15 protein-coding genes are annotated in these 18089 nt (G+C 67.9%); 4 read left to right on the top strand and 11 right to left on the bottom strand.

The features are described from left to right. Positions 1 to 25: 25 nt before the first annotated feature. The 7 genes from AXYL_RS23225 to AXYL_RS23195 all read right to left on the bottom strand — a co-directional run bounded on the left by AXYL_RS23225 (position 26) and on the right by AXYL_RS23195 (position 9393). The gene (locus AXYL_RS23225) at positions 26 to 1144 is read right to left on the bottom strand and encodes an NAD(P)/FAD-dependent oxidoreductase (protein WP_013395311.1); all 1119 of its coding nucleotides are present in this window, start codon (positions 1142 to 1144) and stop codon (positions 26 to 28) included. Continuing rightward, entirely contained in the window at positions 1141 to 2523 is a 1383-nt protein-coding gene (locus AXYL_RS23220; protein ID WP_013395310.1) for an FAD-dependent oxidoreductase, read from the bottom strand. The genes AXYL_RS23225 and AXYL_RS23220 overlap by 4 nt, the downstream gene beginning before the upstream one ends. Next, positions 2514 to 2816 (bottom strand): (2Fe-2S)-binding protein, encoded by a 303-nt coding sequence (locus tag AXYL_RS23215; RefSeq protein ID WP_013395309.1) that lies wholly within the window; start codon positions 2814 to 2816, stop codon positions 2514 to 2516. Before AXYL_RS23215 ends, AXYL_RS23220 begins: the two co-directional genes overlap by 10 nt. After that, complete coding sequence (locus AXYL_RS23210) at positions 2813 to 4498, bottom strand: thiamine pyrophosphate-dependent enzyme (protein WP_013395308.1); 1686 nt, start codon at positions 4496 to 4498, stop codon at positions 2813 to 2815. The genes AXYL_RS23215 and AXYL_RS23210 overlap by 4 nt, the downstream gene beginning before the upstream one ends. Beyond that, positions 4495 to 6231, bottom strand: a complete 1737-nt coding sequence (locus tag AXYL_RS23205; RefSeq protein WP_013395307.1) for a hydantoinase B/oxoprolinase family protein — start codon at positions 6229 to 6231, stop codon at positions 4495 to 4497. Before AXYL_RS23205 ends, AXYL_RS23210 begins: the two co-directional genes overlap by 4 nt. Before the next feature lie 9 nt (positions 6232 to 6240). Next, positions 6241 to 8316 (bottom strand): hydantoinase/oxoprolinase family protein, encoded by a 2076-nt coding sequence (locus AXYL_RS23200; RefSeq protein WP_049797953.1) that lies wholly within the window; start codon positions 8314 to 8316, stop codon positions 6241 to 6243. Between the two features lie 132 nt (positions 8317 to 8448). Next, positions 8449 to 9393, bottom strand: coding sequence for a LysR family transcriptional regulator (locus tag AXYL_RS23195; protein ID WP_013395305.1), 945 nt, complete (start codon positions 9391 to 9393; stop codon positions 8449 to 8451). Positions 9394 to 9523: 130 nt separating this feature from the next. On the opposite strand from AXYL_RS23195, the gene AXYL_RS23190 reads away from it, so the two are divergent. Then, on the top strand, positions 9524 to 10495 hold the full coding sequence (locus AXYL_RS23190; protein WP_013395304.1) for a Bug family tripartite tricarboxylate transporter substrate binding protein: 972 nt from the start codon (positions 9524 to 9526) through the stop codon (positions 10493 to 10495). 183 nt (positions 10496 to 10678) lie between these two features. After that, positions 10679 to 12184 carry a tripartite tricarboxylate transporter permease gene (locus AXYL_RS23185; RefSeq protein ID WP_013395303.1) on the top strand — a complete coding sequence of 502 codons (1506 nt, stop codon included), beginning with the start codon at positions 10679 to 10681 and terminating at the stop codon, positions 12182 to 12184. 51 nt (positions 12185 to 12235) lie between these two features. Here AXYL_RS23185 and AXYL_RS23180 read toward each other — a convergent pair whose 3' ends face one another. The 4 genes from AXYL_RS23180 to AXYL_RS23165 form a co-directional block, all read right to left on the bottom strand. Further along, positions 12236 to 12709 carry a DUF4148 domain-containing protein gene (locus AXYL_RS23180; protein WP_013395302.1) on the bottom strand — a complete coding sequence of 158 codons (474 nt, stop codon included), beginning with the start codon at positions 12707 to 12709 and terminating at the stop codon, positions 12236 to 12238. 159 nt (positions 12710 to 12868) lie between these two features. Next, complete coding sequence (locus AXYL_RS23175) at positions 12869 to 14218, bottom strand: heavy metal sensor histidine kinase (protein WP_013395301.1); 1350 nt, start codon at positions 14216 to 14218, stop codon at positions 12869 to 12871. After that, positions 14218 to 14907, bottom strand: coding sequence for a heavy metal response regulator transcription factor (locus AXYL_RS23170; RefSeq protein ID WP_013395300.1), 690 nt, complete (start codon positions 14905 to 14907; stop codon positions 14218 to 14220). The genes AXYL_RS23175 and AXYL_RS23170 overlap by 1 nt, the downstream gene beginning before the upstream one ends. Positions 14908 to 15061: 154 nt before the next feature. Beyond that, the gene (locus tag AXYL_RS23165; RefSeq protein WP_013395299.1) at positions 15062 to 15403 is read right to left on the bottom strand and encodes a DUF4148 domain-containing protein; all 342 of its coding nucleotides are present in this window, start codon (positions 15401 to 15403) and stop codon (positions 15062 to 15064) included. A 228-nt stretch (positions 15404 to 15631) separates the two neighbouring features. Here AXYL_RS23165 and AXYL_RS23160 point away from each other — a divergent pair, with 228 nt between their 5' ends. Then, the gene (locus AXYL_RS23160) at positions 15632 to 16888 is read left to right on the top strand and encodes a TolC family protein (RefSeq protein ID WP_013395298.1); all 1257 of its coding nucleotides are present in this window, start codon (positions 15632 to 15634) and stop codon (positions 16886 to 16888) included. A gap of 14 nt (positions 16889 to 16902) precedes the next feature. Next, positions 16903 to 18087 (top strand): efflux RND transporter periplasmic adaptor subunit, encoded by a 1185-nt coding sequence (locus AXYL_RS23155; protein WP_013395297.1) that lies wholly within the window; start codon positions 16903 to 16905, stop codon positions 18085 to 18087. The last annotated feature ends 2 nt before the right edge of the window (positions 18088 to 18089 follow it).

Here is an 18089-nt window from a genome sequence, read left to right as displayed (position 1 = left end):
GCCGCCGCGCGGCGCCCGCCCGGGGTCACGTCTGGGCAGCATCCCAACGGCTGGCCGAGAACTTTTCAGCCATCATCAAGCCGCCGCGTCCCGTCGCCATTTCGGCGATGACCTCGCCCACCGCCGGCGCGATTTGAAATCCTCCGCCCGAGAAGCCGAAGGCATGCAGCAGCTGCGGCACCCGGGGGCTGAATCCGATCACCGGGTTCTTGTCGGCGAAGTAGCCTTCGATGCCGGACCAGCAACGGATCACGCTGGCGCAAGCCAGGGCGGGCAGTACGGTCGGTGCGGCGCGTCCTAGCTCGGCGAGCGCGGCGCGGCCAGGCCGGCTGCGGTCTCCCGGCAGCGCGCTGCCGTAGCCGCCGCCCATGACGACGTTGCCGCGCGCGACCTGCCGGGCATAGAAGCCGCCGCCTTCCACGCCCAGCGACACGCCGATCTGGGGCGTGAGCGGCTCGGTGACCAGCATGGTCGGATACTTGACCTGCAAGGGCATGTCGTCGTCGAACCACCGGGCCACCGCCGCGCCCCAGGCGCCCGCCGCATTGATGACCGTGGCGGCGCGTATGCGCCGGCCGTCGGCGGCGGTCAGCAGGAAGCCGCTGCCCTGGGTATCCGCATGGGTGATGGCGCAGTGTTCGAGCAGTTGGGCGCCGGCGCGGGCGGCGGCATGGGCGAAGGCGGGCGCCACCAGGCGCGGATTGGCCTGGCCATCTTGCGGGCACAGCGAGCCGCCGGCAAGGTCCGGACTTAGCGCGGGAAAGCGGCGGCGCAGCTCGGCGGCCTCGATGATCTCCAGGCCCAGGTCAAAGTCGCTGACCTTGTCGCGGTAGGCGCAAAGCTTTTCCAGGTCGGATTCGGTGCGTGCCAGTTTCAGGTGGCCGCTGCGCACGTATTCCGCGTCGGTGCCGATGAGTTCGGGCAGGCGCGACCAGATGCCGTGCGCGCGTTGCGCCAGATAAAGTTGTTCGATCGAGCGTCCTTGTCGGCGCACGCCGCCGAAGTTGACGCCGCTGGCGCGTGCGCCGCTCGCGCCGCCGTCGATCAGCGTAGTGGCGACGCCCATGCGGCGCAGCGCCAGGGCGGCACTGGCGCCCACCAGGCCCGCGCCGATGATGGCGACTTCCGTATGCAGTGGGTTCATGGTTGCGCCTTGCCGAGCATGGACAGGTTCAGCGGCTTGACCGGCGCCTGGCCGCGCAGCCGGCCGATGTCCGCCAACGCCAGGCCGCGGCAGTCGGCCAGCAGTTCGGCCGCGCCCGCCTGGCACATGCGTCCCTGGCACAGGCCCATGCCGATGCGTGTCAGCGCCTTCAGCCGGTTGAGGTCGTCGATGGCGTATTGCCCGGCCGCCGCGCGCAGCGCGCCGGCGCGCACTTCCTCGCAGCGGCAGACCATGACCGAGTCGTCGCAGTTTGCGCCAGGCAAGGGAAAGGCCTGGTCCAGGCCGCGCCGGAACCGCGCCCAGCGAGCTTGGCGGCGGGCCAGCCACTGCACCCTGGCGGCGCTGACGGCGATGCCGCTATCCGCCAGCATGGCCAGCGCGGCGCGTTCGCCCGCGAGCTCGGCCAGGACGGCGCCGCCTATGCCCGCGCCGTCGCCGGCCAGGTAGACCCCGGTGGTCGAACTGCGGCCGTCGGTGTCGCGGCGCGGCAGCCAGGCGCGCTGTGCCGCGTCGAAGTCGAAAGCGCAGTCCAGCAGGTCGGCCAGCTGCGTTTCGGCGCGCAGCCCATGGCCGACCGCCAGCGCATCGCAAGCGATGGCTTGCGGCTTGCCGTCGAGGGTCGCGAGCACGCTTTCGATGCGGCCTGCGCCCTGCGCTGCGTCCAGCCGCGCGCCATGGTGCACGGCCACGCCGTGGGCGCGCAGCCATCCCAGGTAGTACAGGCCCTTGGCCAGCATGCCGGGCTGGCTCAGCAGGGCCGGCGCGGCGCGGACCTGGCCGCCCAGCGGCGCGCAGTCCAGCACGGCCTGCACCTGGCCGCCGGCGCGCGCATATTGGTAGGCGACCAGATAGAGCAGGGGGCCGGTGCCGGCGAACACGATGCGCGGTCCGAACAGGCAGCCCTGGCTTTTCAGCGCGATCTGCGCGCCGCCTAGCGAGTAGACGCCGGGCAGGGTCCAGCCCGGGAAGGGCAGCACGCGGTCGGTGGCGCCGGTGGCGAGCAGCAGGCGGGTGTAGGCCAGGGTTTCCAGCTCGCCGTCGCGGACCAGGTCCAGGCTGCCCGGCGCGGCGTTCCACACCGCGGTGGCGGCGCGGTAGTCGGCGCGGGCAGCCAGGTCCGCGCCCGCCGCGTGGATGGCTTGCGCGCGTTTCCACTCGAAGCCATAGCGCTGGCGCGCCGTGCCGCGCGGGGCTGCGCCCTGGCGATAGATCTGGCCGCCGGGCAAGGCGGCTTCGTCCACGATCACCGGACGCACGCCGTGGCGCAGCAGCGTCTGCGCGGCGCGCACGCCTGCGGGCCCGGCCCCCACCACCACCATGCGCGGCGTGTCATCGGCGCCGGGCGGATTCAGCGGCATGCGAGTTCTCCTGGCTGGGCGCTGACCAGCTCCATACCGTCTTCGGCCGCGGTGGAACAGGCGCGCAGGCGCGTGCCGTCCGCCGTCTGCACCCAGCAATCCTGGCAGGCGCCCATCAGGCAGAAGCCGGCGCGCGGCGCGCCTTCGCCCAGGGTGACGCGCAGTTGCTGCGCGGCCAGTAGCAGCGCCGTCAGCACGGTGTCGCCCTGATGGGCTTGCAAAGGCAGGCCGTTCCAGCTCAGGCGCAGCGGCGCAGAGTCGGGCGCGGACACGCGGTGCAGCAGCGGTTTCATGCAACGGTCTCCGTACGGCGCAACTGCGACAGCGTGCGGTCCGGCAGGATGATGTCGGCGTCGTAGCGCAATTCCACGACGGCTGGCATGCGGTGCTCTTGGGCGTATGCCAGCGCGGCGTCATAGGCAGGCGCGAAATCCTCCGTGCGCTCGACCGCGGCGCCGTAGCCGTCGTAGCTTTGCGCCAGCCGCGCGAAATCCGGGTTGACCAGTTCCGTCGCCAGCGCGCGGCCGGGGTAAGCGCGCTCCTGATGCAAGCGGATGGTGCCGAACAGGCCGTTGTTGAAGACCAGCACCACGATGCCCAGCCGATATTGGACGGCGGTGCCTAGTTCTTGCATGGTCATCTGGAAACAGCCATCCCCGGCAAAGCAGACCACCGCGGCATCGCGGTCGCGCAGCTTGGCCGCAATGGCTGCGGGCAGGCCATAGCCCATGGCGCCGACAGCGGGCGCAAGCTGGCTGCCCGGTCCCTTGAAGGCGATATGCCGGTGCGCGTAGAGCGCATAGTTGCCCGCGCCCACGGTGACGCAGGAGCGCCGGGGCAAGGTGGCGGCGACGTGGCGCGCTGCCGCATTCAGGTCCAGCGGGCCGGGTGTGGGCGCTAGCGCAGGGGCTGGGGCCGCCGCTTTAGAGCCGCGGCGGCGCGGCTGCCATCCCGGCGTCGGCGCCAGTCCAGCAGCGGCTTGGGCGAAGCCTTCGACGCTGGCGACCATGCCCAGCGCCGGCGTGCACAGCCGGCCGATCTCATTGGCGTCGGGGTGGATGTGCACCAGGGTTTGGCGCGGCGTGGGCGAGGCCAGCCATTCGTAGTTGATGGTGGTCGGCTCGCACAGGCGGGTGCCCAGCGCGATGACCAGGTCGCTGTCCATGACGGCGCGCTTCTGGTGCGCAGGCATGCTGGCGCTGACCTGACCCACGAAATTGGGATGATCGTTGTCGAACAGCTCCAGGCGGCGCCAGGCGGTGGCCACGGGCAGATCGAAACGCAGCGCGAAGTCGCGCACGGCGGCGCGCGCGGCGGCCGGCCAGCGCGAGCCGCCCAGCAGCAGCAAGGGCCGTTCGGCGGCTTCCAGCAAATCGCGCAGGCGCAGCATGTCCGCGTCGGCGGGGCGGGAGCAGGGCGCCGCCGCCGGGGCAGCCAATGCCGTGTCGGCGAGACTGGACAGCATGTCTTCGGGCAGGGAGAGGACCACTGGCCCCGGGCGTCCGCCGGTGGCGATCGCCCAGGCGCGCGCCAGGTACTCGGGGATGCGGTCGGCCCGTTCGATCTGCGCGACCCATTTCGCCAGCGGCGCGTACATGGCGCGGTAGTCCACTTCCTGGAAGCACTGGCGGTCGACGGTATCGCTGCCGACCTGGCCGATGAGCAGGATCATGGGCGTGGAGTCTTCCCTTGCCGTGTGCACGCCGATCGCGGCATTGGTCGCGCCCGGGCCGCGCGAGACGAAGCAGATGCCGGGCTGGCCGGTCAGCTTGCCGTGCGCCTCCGCCATGTAGGCGGCGCCACCTTCCTGGCGGCAGACCACGGTTTCAATCGTGTCGCGCCTGGCGTAGAGCGCGTCGATGCAGGGCAGGAAGCTCTCGCCCGGCACCATGAAGACGCGCTCGACGCCATAGGCCTGCAACTGCGCGACCAGCAATTCACCGCCGCTGCGCGGCCCGGGGGCGGGCGTGCTCATGCCGCGTCTCCTTGCAGCGCGCGCGCCACGCGCTCCGCGCCGTAGTCGCGTTCGGCCGCGGCCCGGCTGACCTTGCCGCCCAGCACGTCGTTGCGGATGGCGGCGGCGCCGCGTTCGGCGGGCAGGCCGTAGCCGCCCCCTCCTGGCGTCTCCAGGCGCACGGACTGGCCGCTGGCCAGGGGATGGCTGGCGATCTTGTTGGGCAGGCGTTGCTCGTCCGCGCGGCCTGGGTTCTGCACGACGCGGGACGTGCCGCCGGTCAGGCCGCCGTTCAAACCGGCGGCGCCGAACAGCGCGGCGTCGCAGCGTATGGTGCAGATCAATTGGTCGTGCAGCGAGCGGATCTGGCGCGCGATGCCCATGCCGCCACGATGGCGGCCCGCGCCGCCGCTATCGTTGACCAGCGCGTACTCCTCGACCAGCAGCGGATATTCGATCTCCAGCGCTTCGGCAGGCAGGTTGGAGGTATTGGTCACGTGCACCTGGATGCCGTCCATGCCATCGCCCTGCGCGCGTCCTCCCGCGCCGCCGCCTAGCGTCTCCAGGTAGACGAAGGTGCCCTTGCCGTCCTGCATGGGTACGGAGAACAGCATGGAAGGCATGACGTCGTTGCACGAGGCCATGGCGCGGTCGGGCGGCAGCAGCTGGCCCAGCGCGCCGATGACGGTGCCGGCCACGCGCTGCGCGGTCGTGACGCGCGCGCCCACCGCCGCCGGAAAGCGCGGATTGGTGATGGTGCCCTCGGGGGCGGTGATGGTGATGGGCTGGAACAGGCCGTTGTTGGGCATGAGCTCCGGGTCGAGCATGGCCTTCACGGCGAAGTAGACGCTGGCGTTCAAGGCGCTGGCGGGCAGGTTGAAGGCGCCGCGCGCCTGCTTGCTGGTGCCGGTGAAATCCACGTGCAGCTGGCCGTCGCGCGCCTGCACGTTGGCCTGGATGGTGACCGGGTCGCCGCCCATGCCGTCGTCGTCCATGCGCTCGGTGAAGGTATAAGTGCCGGCGGGCAGTTGCGCGATGCGGTTGCGCAGGCGCCGTTCCGTGTACAGCATGATGCTGTCGATGGCGGACAGCACGGTCTGCAGGCCGGACTGCTGCACCAGTTCCAGCATCAGCCTGGCGCCCTTGTCGTTGGTGGCGATCTGGGCGCGGATGTCGTGCATGCGGTTGTCCGGTTCGCGCGTGTTGTGCGCGATCATCTCCAGCAGGTCCATGTCCAGCTCGCCTTCGCGCACGATGCGCATGGCGGGCAGGCGGATGCCTTCCTCCCACACCGTCTTCAGATGGTGCGAGGTGGAGCCCGGAACGGCGCCGCCCACGTCGGTATGGTGGCCGATGTTGGCCGCGAAGAAGCGCAGCGCGCCTTCGTGGAAGATGGGCGTGATGACGGTGATGTCGGGCGCATGCGTGCCGCCCGCCAGATAGGCGTCGTTGCACAGGAAGGCGTCGCCCGGCCGCACGCCGGCCGCGCCGTAGCGCCGCAGCACGGCGTCTATGCCGCCGGACAGCGATCCCAGGTGCACCGGCACGTGGGCCGCCTGCGCCACCAGGCGGCCGGCGGCGTCGAACAGCGCCACGGAGCAATCCTTGCGCTCCTTGATGTTGGTGGAAAAGGACGAACGGATCAGCGTGTTGCCCATCTCCTCGGTAATGGACAGCAGGCGGTTGCTGAAGACCTCCATTTCTATGGGGTCGAAGGTGTCGGTGCCGGCGGCGGAAGTCGATTGCTTGGTCATGGCAGCGCCTTAGGGATTGAGGTTGACGATGAGGTTGCCGTATTCGTCGGCGCGCGCCTGCTGGCCCGGCAGCACGACGGTGGTCGAGCTCATTTCCTCGATCACGGCCGGCCCGTCCACCGGCGCATCCACCGGCAGCAGGGCGCGGCGCAGGATGGGCGTGTCGACCCAGCCCGCTCCCTCGAAATACACGTTGCGGCGCTCCTTCAGGGCGCCGTCCACGCTGGCGCCGCCCGGCACGCGGGCCAGCGGCGCGCGCGGCACCAGGCCGATGGCGCGCACCCGGCAATTGACGATCTCCACCGGACGGCCGGCGGCGTCATAGCCGTACTCGCGCACGTGCGCCGCGCTGAATGCCGCGACGAACTCGTCCAGCGGCATCAGCTGCATGCCGTCCAGCGGCACGGCGATTTCGAAGTTCTGGCCCTGGTAGCGCGCGTCGATGACGGCGGACAGGCGCTGCTCCGCGTCATTCACGCCTTCGCTCGACAGCCAGGCCCGGGCCTTGCCGGCCAGGGCTGCCAGCGCCTGGCGGACCACCGTCCAGCCGTCGGCGGTGGCGTAGGCCATCAAGGTCTGCACGAAGTCCATGGAGATGTCGGACAGCAGGATGCCGCGCGCGCACATGGTGCCGGGCTCCTGCGGGATCAGCAGGGTGTCGATGCCGCAGTCGCGCGCCAGTTCGGCGGCATGCAGGCCGCCCGCGCCGCCAAACGCGCACAGGGCGAATTTGCGGATGTCATGCCCGCGCTCGGTGGAGACCGCGCGCACCGCGCGCGCCATGTTGGAGTTGGCGATGCGCAGGATGCCGTAGGCGGCTTCTTCGACGCTCAGCCCCAGCGGGCGGGCAATCTGCGCTTCCAGCGCTTCGCGCGCCTGGCGCGCGTGGACGGCCATGCGGCCTTCCAGCAGCGCAACCGGATTCAGGCGGCCCAGCACCACGTGGGCGTCGGTGATGGTCACGACTTCGCCGCCACGGTTGTAGGCGATGGGGCCGGGCACCGCGCCCGCGCTCTGCGGGCCGACCTTGAGCGCGCCGGCGTCGTCGATGCGCGCGATGCTGCCGCCGCCCGCGCCGATGACGTGCACATCCACCATCTGGGTCTTGACCGGATAGTCGGCCACCAGGCGGCTGGAGGTGAACAGCGGCCGCAGCTCGGCCACCAGCGACACGTCGGTGCTGGTGCCGCCCACGTCGAAGGTGATCAGATTGGGCAGGCCCGCCACGCGGCCCAGTTCGGTCGCGCCGATCACGCCGGCGGCGGGACCCGACACGCAGGTGCGCACGGGGGCCGTCAGCACCGATTCCACCGACATCAGGCCGCCGTTGGAGTGCACCGTGGTCGGCTCGGCCGCCACGCCCATGGCGCGCACGGAGCTCACCAGGTTGCGCATGTAGCCGGCCATGCGCGGGCCGACGTAGGCATTGAGCGCGGTGGTCGACATGCGCTCGTACTCGCGGAATTCCGGCAGGATCTCGCTGGACACGCTCAGGTAGACGCCCGGCAGGTGTTCGGCCAGGATGTCGCGGGTGCGGCGCTCGTGCGCATCATTGCGGTAGCTGTGCATGAAGCAGATGGCGACCGATTCGACGCGGGCCGCGGCCAGTGCGCGCGCCACCGCCACCACCTCGTCCTCATCCAGCGCCTGCAGCACCGAACCGTCGGCGCCGATGCGTTCGGTCACTTCGAACCGCCACTCGCGCGGCGCCAGCGGCTGCGGCTTGGTGACGTTGTAGTCGTACAGGTGAGGACGCGTCTGGCGGCCGATCTCCAGCACGTCGCGAAAGCCGCGCGTGGTGACCAGCGCGCAGCGCGAGCCCCTGCGCTCGATGACCATGTTGGTGGCCACCGTGGTGCCGTGGCCCACGTGCGCCAGTTCGGAACCGGCGATCTCGTGTTCGCGTATCAGGTGGGCCAGGCCGGTCTGGATGGCCTCGGACGGATCATGCGGTGTCGAAGGCACCTTGTAGTAATGCAGTTCACCGGTGTGCTCGGCAAGCAGGGTGAAATCGGTGAACGTGCCGCCTACGTCGAAGCCGACGCGAAAACGGCGGGCGCCCGGGGCGGATGCGGTCTGGGTCACGCTGGTCTCCAGGATGCTGGCGCGCAAGGCGCCGGGAGTGGGATGACCAGAATGCTATTGACGCACCATCATTCGGTCCAATCAAAGATTGGTATCAGTGATTATCACTGTGGTGAATGATTTGTCAGTACGTCAATACGGATGAGACTCAGCCGGCTGCGCCTGATCGAACACCATCCCTTGCGCTTGGCAGACCTTGAGGATCTCTTCGCGCAGCCAGCGATGCGCGGGGATATTGTCCGAACGTTCGTGCCAGATCAGGTTGACGGTGCGCGGCGCGAAGGGGAAGGGCGCTTCCACCGCTTCCAGCAAATGACTATAGGGACTGTTGCGCACGGTGTTCAGGGGCACCACGCAGATCAGGTCGGTCTCGGCCAGCAGGCGCGGGGCCAGCGCGAACTGGTTGATGGTGAGCACCACATTGCGCTTGTAGCCGTGGGGCGCGAGTTCGTGGTCGATCAGGGTCGGGGTGCCCAAGAGGCTCACCATCAGGTGGCGCGCGCGCAGGAAGTTGTCCAGCGTGAAGCGCGGCTGCGCCAGCAGCGGGTGGCCTTTGCGCATGGCGCAGACGTAGGTCAGCGTTTCCAGCGGCAGGGTGCGCAGGGACGAGCCGAAGTTCGAATACACGCCCGCCGCCATGTCGACTTCGCCTTTCTCCAGCAGCACGCCGGCGTTGTCCAGCGAGTAGGGATGCAGGTGGATGCGGACATTGGGCGCCACTGTCTGCTGTTCCACGAACAGCGGTCGGATGACCTGATCCGCCACGTAGTCGGACATGGCCATGCGGAACACGGCCTCGGAGCGCGCCGGATCGAAGTCGTTGCGTTCCAGCGTGTCGGCGATGCGGGCCAGCGCGTCGCGGATCGGGGGCCATAGGAGTTCGGCGCGCTGCGTGGGCAGTACGCCGCCCTGGATCTTCACGAACAGCGGATCCTTCAAGGTCAGCCGCAGCCGGTTGATGGCATTGCTGACCGCGGGCTGCGTCATGTGCAGGGCGGAGGCCGCGCGCGTGACGTTGCGTTCGGTCATGACCGCGTCGAAGATGCGCAGCAGGTTCAGGTCCATCGAGGTCAGCATGGCGGTCCCGGGTGATTATCAACGTTGGTGATAGAGATCTATTTTAATTGTTGATTAGCCATATAACACGGGACCGCTTAATCTTCCCCGGGTGCAAGCGCAGTCGTTACACCACGAGGGGAAATCATTGATGGTCAAGCATCTGAAAACTCTGGCCGCTGCCTGTCTGGCGGCCGGGATCGCCGCGCCCGCGATGGCCGCGGACGCCTATCCCAGCAAGCCGATCACGATCGTCCTGCCGTACGCGACCGGCGGGTCGGCCGACATGTTGGCGCGCTTCGCGGCGCAGGCCTTGCAGGCCGAACTGGGCAAGCCGGCCATTGTCGAGGCCAAGCCGGGCGCGGGCGGCGTGCTGGGTACCGAGTTCGTCTCGCGCGCCGAGCCGGACGGCTACACGCTGGCGTTGACCGCCAGCGGCACCATGGCCGTCAATCCTTATGTCTACAAGCTGCGCTACAAGCCGCTGGAAGACTTCAAGCAGATCACGGTGCTGGTCGACCTGCCTTTCGTGGTGGTCACAAACAATGAATTCCCCGCCAAGAACCTGCAGGAATTCATCGACTACGGCCGCAAGAATCCCAACAAGATCACCTTCGGCAACGCTGGCCTGGGCACGCAGCAGCATCTGACCCAGCTCATGTTCGCCCGCGCCGCCGGCATGCAGGTCAACATCGTGCCCTACAAGGGCAGCAGCCCGGCCATGAATGACTTGCTGGGCGGCCACATCGACGCGGTGCTCGACAACACCGGCGTGCAGACGCCCTTCATCAAGGCCGGCAAGGTGCGGCCTTTGTTCGTCACCAATCCGGAACGCGTGGCGGCCTTGCCCGACGTGCCCACCGCGCCCGAAGCCGGCCTGCCGGGATTCTCCGCGGTCGCCTGGTTCGGCCTGGCCGCGCCCAAGGGCACGCCGGACGAGATCGTCGACAAGATCCAGCAGGCCCTGGCGCGCGAGTTCGCCAAGCCGGAAATGAAGCAGCGCTTGCTGGACCTGGCGATGATTCCGCGCGTATCCACGCCGGCTGAAACCACCGCCCGCGTGAAGAGCGACCTGGAAACCTTTGGCAGGATCGCCAAAGAGGTCGATCTCAAACCGATGTGAAGCCATGCCGCGTCAGCGGCATGACCTCGGCATCGCATCGTAGCGAGCGGGTTGCGCAGATCGACAGCGCGCCCGCCATTCTTCAGCTGCGCTTCCCCAGTCCGTAAAAACCCGGGTTTCTTGGTGTTTTATATCGTACTACGATCTATTTTCGTATCACGATAAAAACTCCAAGGAGCGGGGATGGAACTTGTCGATAACCTCATGCTGGGGTTCTCCGTGGCGTTTACGCCGGAAAACCTGCTGTATGCGCTGTTGGGATGCGTGCTGGGCACGCTGGTGGGGGTGCTGCCTGGCCTGGGACCCGTGCCCACCATTGCGATGCTGCTGCCGATCACTTATGTGCTGCCGCCCGTCGCGGGGCTGATCATGCTGGCTGGCATCTATTACGGTACGCAGTACGGCGGCTCGACCACCGCCATACTGGTCAACCTGCCAGGCGAGACGTCGGCGGTCGTCACGGTGCTCGACGGTCACCAGATGGCCCGCAACGGCCGCGGCGGAGCCGCGCTGTCGCTGGCCGCCATCGGCTCTTTCTTTGCGGGATCGGTGGCCACCATGCTGATCGCGGCATTCGCGCCGCCGCTGGCCGAGGTCGCGTTCAAGTTCGGGCCGGCCGAGTACTTCTCGCTGATGACGCTGGGCCTGGTGGGGGCGGTGGTGCTGGCCTCCGGTTCGTTGGTCAAGGCGATCTGCATGATCCTGCTGGGCCTGCTGCTCGGCCTGGTCGGCACCGACGTCAATTCCGGCGTGGCCCGGTACGACTTCGGCATTCCTGAACTGCAGGACGGCATCAATTTCGCGATCGTGGCGATGGGCGTGTTCGGCTTTGCCGAGATCATGAACAACCTGGAACTGAAGGACAAGCGGGTCGAGATCACGGACAAGGTAGGCTCGCTGTATCCCAACCGGCAGGAGATCCGCGAGGCGGCGCCTGCGATCGTGCGCGGCACGGCGGTCGGATCGATGCTGGGCATCCTGCCCGGGGGCGGCTCGGTACTGTCGGCCTTCGCTTCCTACACGCTGGAAAAGAAGCTGTCCAAGGAACCCGGGCGTTTCGGCAAAGGCCACCCGGCAGGACTGGCCGGGCCGGAATCGGCCAATAACGCCGGCGCGCAGGCGTCCTTCATCCCGCTGCTGACGCTGGGCATTCCGGGCAATGCGGTAATGGCGCTGATGGTGGGCGCGATGACCATCCACAACATCCAACCCGGCCCTCAGGTCATGACCAGCCATCCAGAGCTGTTCTGGGGCCTGATCGCGTCGATGTGGATCGGCAACCTGATGCTGGTGATACTCAACCTGCCGTTGGTCGGGCTCTGGGTCAAGCTGCTCAAGGTTCCCTACCGCGTGCTGTTCCCCGCGATCCTGGTGTTCTGCACGATCGGGGTCTACTCGCTCAACTACAACACCTTCGATCTGTACATGACGGCCTTCTTCGGCGTCGTCGGCTACATCTGGAGCAAGCTGCGCTGCGAGGGCGCGCCCCTGCTGCTTGGCCTGGTGCTCGGCCCCATGATGGAAGAGAACTTCCGCCGCGCCCTGCTGCTGTCGCGCGGCGATTTCACGACTTTCGTGGAGCGGCCGCTGTCCGCGTCCTTGCTGGGCGCGGCGCTTGTGCTGGTGGTGCTGGTTGCCTTGCCGAATATCCGCAAGAAGCGCGAGGAGGCATTTGTCGAAGAGGACTGAGGAGGCGGCCGCTCCTGCTGTAGGTATGCCGAGTCGCGCTTCGGGCGGCGCTTACTGCCTGCCGTTCTCGATCTCCAACTGCTGCCGATACTCCGCGCCCGTACGCATCCTGACATACTCCGCATAGCGCTGACGGTACTTCAGGCTGAACACGTCAGGCTCCTGTGCGCCGCGATAGAGGTCCGCCATGCCCGAGCGCTTCCACAGGTTCAGATCGGCGCGCACTTCCGCGCGCGTCTTGGATGTGGTGGCGGGCCGGGACGGCGGGTAGTCCAGCTCGCCGTAGATGACCAGGCCGGCGGCCTTGGCGCGTTGCAGCTCGTCGGCAACCTGGGCGCTGGTCTTGCCTGCTTGGGCGGGCGCGATGGCGGGCGGATAGTCCAGCTCGCCGTACGTGACCAGGCCGGCGTTCTTCGCCTGCTCGAGCTCGAGCCTGACATGTTCGCGGGTCTTCGGCTCGGCCTGGACAGCCGGGGCCGCAGCGGCAACGGAAATGGCAAGGATCAACAGGGTCAGACGATTCATAATTTCTCCATGGAACGTGGTCCGGCAATCTCAACAATCCAGGGGAGGCAGATGGCCTCCCTGAGGCCGGCGCCCTTGAAAGCCGCTGTGGCGGCCGGTCTTCAAGCGGCATGGGAGAAATTCTAGGGAGCGAGCGCGGACAGAATCCGGACAGGCGGATTAGCTTTCTGTAATGTCCGCCGCCGCGATGCTGAAGCCTATGGTCGTGGTCCGGTCCGCCGATCTGGCGTAGCTGCGGCCGCCGTGCATGCGGGCGATGGCGGCGACGATGGCCAGCCCCAGCCCATGGTGGTTGGCGTCGAACTCGCGCGAGGTGTCGCTGCGGTAGAAGCGGTAGAAAAGCCGCGGCAGATGCTCTTCCGGTATCGGCTCGCCCTGGTTGCGCACGGAGATCAGGATTTCTTCGGGGGCGCCGCGCGCGATCTCGACTTCGATCACGCTGCCCGGGGCGGCATAGCGCACGGCGTTCGAGACCAGGTTGGACACGGCGCGCTGAAATAGCGTTCGGTCGACCTGGGCCGGCGCATCGCCCACCACGGCGATATCGACTCCGGCGTCCAGGGCTTCGGCCTCGTGATACTGCGTGACCTCCTGGACGATGGCGGACAGGCTGTCCTGCCAGCTGCCTCGGGCCTGCGCGCCGCGGTCGGCTTGCGACAGGAACAGCATGTCGTTGACGATGCTGGAGAGGCGTTGCAGTTCCTCCAGATTGGAGCCCAGCGTTTCCAGCAGCGCTTGTGGCGATGGGCGCGTGCTCAGCGCCAGCTCGGTCTCGCCGATCAGGGTCGCCAGCGGCGTGCGCATCTCGTGCGCGACGTCGGCGTTGAATCCTTCCATCTGCACGTAGGCGCGCTCAAGCCGTTGGAGCACTGCGTTGAACTGGCGCACCAGCGGCCGGATCTCGCAGGGCTGGCCGCTTTCGTCGAGCCGTTCGCCGATGCGGTCCGGAGACAGCTGCGCCGCCTGCTTGCCCAGCGCGTCCAGCGGCGCCAGCCCGCGGCGCACCAGCAACGTTCCCACCGCCGCCACGACGATGGCGCCCGCCAGGGCGCAGGCAAACAGGGTCCAGGCCAGCGCCTTGCGCAGCAGGATGTCGCTGGAAATGTCCAGCACCAGTTCCGCGTTCATGGCGTCGCCGGGCGCGCCGGGATAGGGCAGCGTGAAGGCAATGCGCCGCTCATGGTGGAAATCGTTGTCGCCGGCGATGGGGCTGCCGTAGTAGACCTTTTCGCCGTCAATTTCCAGCACCAGCGAGAAATCAGGACGGCCATAGAAGAAGTCGCTCAGCTTGTGGCGCAGGCGGGTCGAGTCCTGGCTGGCGGCGTTCTCCTCGACCAGGTGCCGCACGACTTCGACCTTCTGTTGCAGCAAGGCCTCCTGGCGGCTGGCCAGGTTCAGGTTGGTCGCGTAATAGACCGCGACGCAGACCAGGCCAAGTGCGATGAAGGTCTGGATCGCCAGCCAGCGCGACAGCCAGCGATGCAGCGATTTGGGGCGCTGCCCGGACATCAGTCGCTCCGCGGTTCCAGCACGTAGCCCATGCCGCGCACGGTATGCAACAGCTTCTTGTCGAAGGGTTCGTCGACCTTGCCGCGCAGGCGGCGGATCGCGACCTCGACCACGTTGGTGTTGCTGTTGAAGTTGATGTCCCACACCTGTTCGGCCAGCTCCAGCCGCGACAGGACTTCTCCCTGCTTGCGCATCAGCAGCGCCAGCAAGGTGAATTCCTTGGCGGTCAGGTCCAGCCGCACGCCGTCGCGGCTGGCGCGCCGGCGCAGCAGGTCCAGCTCCAGCCCGTCGATGCGCAGCACGTTCTGGGCGATGGTTTCGGTCTGGCCGTGGCCGCTGCGCCGGCCCAGCGCCAGCACGCGGGCCAGCAGCTCCGACAAGGCGAACGGTTTGGCCAGGTAGTCGTCGGCGCCGTCGCGCAGGCCCTTGACCCGGTCTTCGAGCTTGTCGCGCGCGGTCAGCATCAGGACGGGGACGCGGCTGGTCTTGCGGATCTCGGCCAGCACGGAAAAACCGTCCATGGCCGGCAGCATCACGTCCAGCAGGACCAGATCATATTGGCTTTCACGGACCAGATGAAGGCCGGTGACGCCGTCCAGGGCCACGTCGACGACGTAGTTGTGTTCGGTCAGCGCTCGCCGCAAGTACTCGGCGAGTTTTTTTTCGTCTTCGATTACGAGTACTTTCATATCAGCGGAATAAAAAGAGTGCGCGGAAGTCCTCGGATCCTGCGTCCTATTCTAGGCGGAATCGTGGCGGGGAAAGAAACGCAAACAGGGCGGCCCAGCCGCCCTGCGCAGCGCCGGCAGGCACGCGGGACGCGTCCGCCACGGGGCCGGCGGTTCAGCCCGGGGTGTAGATCGCGTCCAGGCGGGCGCGTTCGGCCGGCGTCATGGCCTCGATTTCCGCCATGGCGTCCGCGCGGGTGCGGGAGGTGCCTTGCCTGACCCAGCCCGGCTTGGCGGCGTTCAGATTGGTCAGGAACCACTGCTTCGGGTCGGACTTGGCCACGGCCAGCTCGGCTTTCACTTCTTCGCGTGTCTTGCCGGCGGTGGCGTGGTCCGGCGCGATGGCGTAGCCGATTTCCGTATTGGTCTGGTGCCAGGTGCTGGAGGCGCTGGCGGCAAAGGGAAGGGCCAACGCGGAACCCAGGGCGAGGGCGGCGGCGACGGTTTTGATCTTCATGGATATCTCCCAGGTTGGGCGTGGCGCCGGTAGCGGTGTTCCGTCAGGCGCATACACGCTGTTTGTGTAGCGACGGTGACACTCTACGGACCGATGTCCGTCAATTCCCGAACTCCCTGATTACGTTTTTGTAAGGCCCGAGAACCTTACGGAAATGTCATTTTTCTGTCGGTCGATTGACGCGCCCGTCTGGATACATTGCCGGCTCGCACCTTCCTTGGTTGAACCATGCATGTATCTGCCTTGCCGCTGACCCTGGCGGCCCTGATGATCGCCGCGTCCGCGTCCGCCCAGGACGCAGGCGCGGTCCGCGCTCCCGTGCCCATGGCGCAGAGCCAGACAGGCGCCGTGCTGACGCTGGAGAACGCCCTGGCCGCCGCGCTGGAACGCAATCCCGGATTCGCCGCAGCAAAGAATGAGGCCGCGGCGACCGAAGGCCTGCTGACGCAGGCGGGCCTGCTGCCCAACCCTTCCATCGACGTCAGCGTGGACGATACGAAATCGGCCACGCGCACCACCACCACCATGTTGAACATGCCGCTGGAGACGGGCGGCAAGCGCGCCGCGCGGGTCAAGGCGGCAGGCCTGTCCAGGGACATGGCACGCCAGGACGTGGCGGGCACGCGGGCCGGCCTGCGGGCGGCGGTCATCGCGGCTTTCTTCGACGTGGCGGTGGCACAGGAATCCGTGCGTGTGACGCGCGGCACCGTGGACATCGCCAGTGGCGCCTTGCGGCTGGCCGAGAGGCGCGTGGCCGCGGGCAAGGCGCCACCGCTGGAAGGCAGCAAGGCCCAGGTCGCGCTGGCCAATGCGCGCATCGAGGCGCGCGGCGCCGAGGCGGCATTGCTGGGCGCGCGCCGCAAGCTCGGCCTGCTCTGGGGCGAAGCGGAGCCTGGCTTCGCCAGCGTGGGTGGGGATCTGAAAACGTTGCCGGAGCGGGCGTCCATCGACGAGCTGCGCGCTGGCCTGGCCGCAACGCCCAGGATGCAGGGCGGCAAGCTCGCCGTCGACCTGGGGCAGGCGCAGCTGGAGGTGGAGAAGAGCAAGCGCTATCCGGACATCACCTTGAGCGCGGGCGTGGCCCGCGATAACGAGGCAGGCCGCAACAAGGCCCAGCTTGGCGTTTCCATTCCCTTGCCGATCTTCGACCGCAACCAGGGCAATGTCTACGCCGCCACCATGCAGGCCTACAAGGCGCAGGACCAATTCCGCGAGCTGGAATCCAGCCTGATGGGCGAACTGCTGCAGGCCGTGACCCGTTTCGATCTGGCGGTGGGCTCCGCGCGCGAGTACCGGACCGCGGTGCTGCCGGGCGCCACCCAGGCCTATGACGCCGCGCGCAAGGGCTTCGAAGCAGGGAAGTTCGGCTTCCTGGAAGTGCTGGACGCGCAGCGCACCCTGTCCGACGGAAACATCGCCTACCTGACGGTGCTGGCATCCGTGTACCAGGCTTCCGCGGATATCGACCGCATTCTCGGACGTTGAAACGAGCATAAGAAATGGCAAAACACAAAAACAAGCAACACCCCATGATGTGGACGGCGGCCGGCCTGTGCGTGGCGCTGCTGCTGGCGCCCGCGTACCCGGCGCAGGCCGCGGGCGAAGCGGACCACGGGCATGCCGAGACGGAACAAGGCGCGGAGGCGCCGAAGGAACAGGAAAAAATCGCGCTGACGCCCGAGCAGATCGCGGTGGCCGGCATCAAGTCCGAAGCCGCCGCGCCTGCGGCGCTGGCGACGTCCGTCCAGTTCCCGGGCGAAATCAAATTCAACGCGGACCGCACCGCGCACGTGGTGCCGCGCATGGCCGGCGTGGTGCAAAGCGTGTCGGCGGACCTGGGCCAGCAGGTCAAAAAGGGCGAGCTGCTGGCCACCTTGTCCAGCTCGGCGCTGTCCGAGCTGCGCAGCGAATGGTTGGCCGCGGCCAAGCGGCGCGATCTTGCCGCCCAGACCCACAGGCGCGAACTGCGCCTGTGGCAGGAAAAGGTGTCCGCCGAGCAGGACTACCAGGCGGCGCGCACCGCGCTGCAGGAGGCCGATATCGCCGTGCAGAACGCCGAGCAGAAGCTGCGGACGGTGGGCGCCGAGCCGCGCTCCAAGGACCTGGGCAGCCTGGAGATCCGCGCGCCCTTCGACGGCGTGGTGGTGGAAAAGCACATCGCGCTGGGCGAAGCGCTGCCGGACAACGCCAGCATCTTCACCTTGTCGGACCTGCGCACGGTATGGGCTGAATTCGTGATCGCGCCCAAGGACCTGCAGGACGTGCGCGTGGGCGAAGCGGCCAGCGTGAGCTCTGCGGCGTTTGCCGGCAAGGCGGAAGGCACGGTTTCATATATAGGATCTCTGCTGGGGCAGCAGACGCGTACGGCTACCGCGCGGGTCACGCTGGAGAATCCGGACATGGCCTGGCGTCCCGGGCTGTTTGTCTCGGTCGACGTGGTGACCCGGATGTCCGACGCCGCGGTAACGGTGGCGGCCGACGCGGTCCAGACCGTCGACAACGAGCCCACCGTGTTCGTGGAGGTGCCGGGCGGCTTTCTGGTGCAGCCGGTGAAACTGGGCAAGGCTTCGGACGACCGGGTCGAGGTGCTGTCGGGACTTGCGCCCGGCACGCGCTATGCGGTCGAAAACACTTTTGTCCTCAAGTCGGAGCTGGGCAAGGCCGGCGCCGAGCACGCGCACTGAGA

The organism is Achromobacter xylosoxidans A8 (assembly GCF_000165835.1).
Lineage (GTDB): Bacteria > Pseudomonadota > Gammaproteobacteria > Burkholderiales > Burkholderiaceae_B > Achromobacter > Achromobacter xylosoxidans_B.
This window is presented reverse-complemented; position numbering and strand designations above follow the sequence as displayed.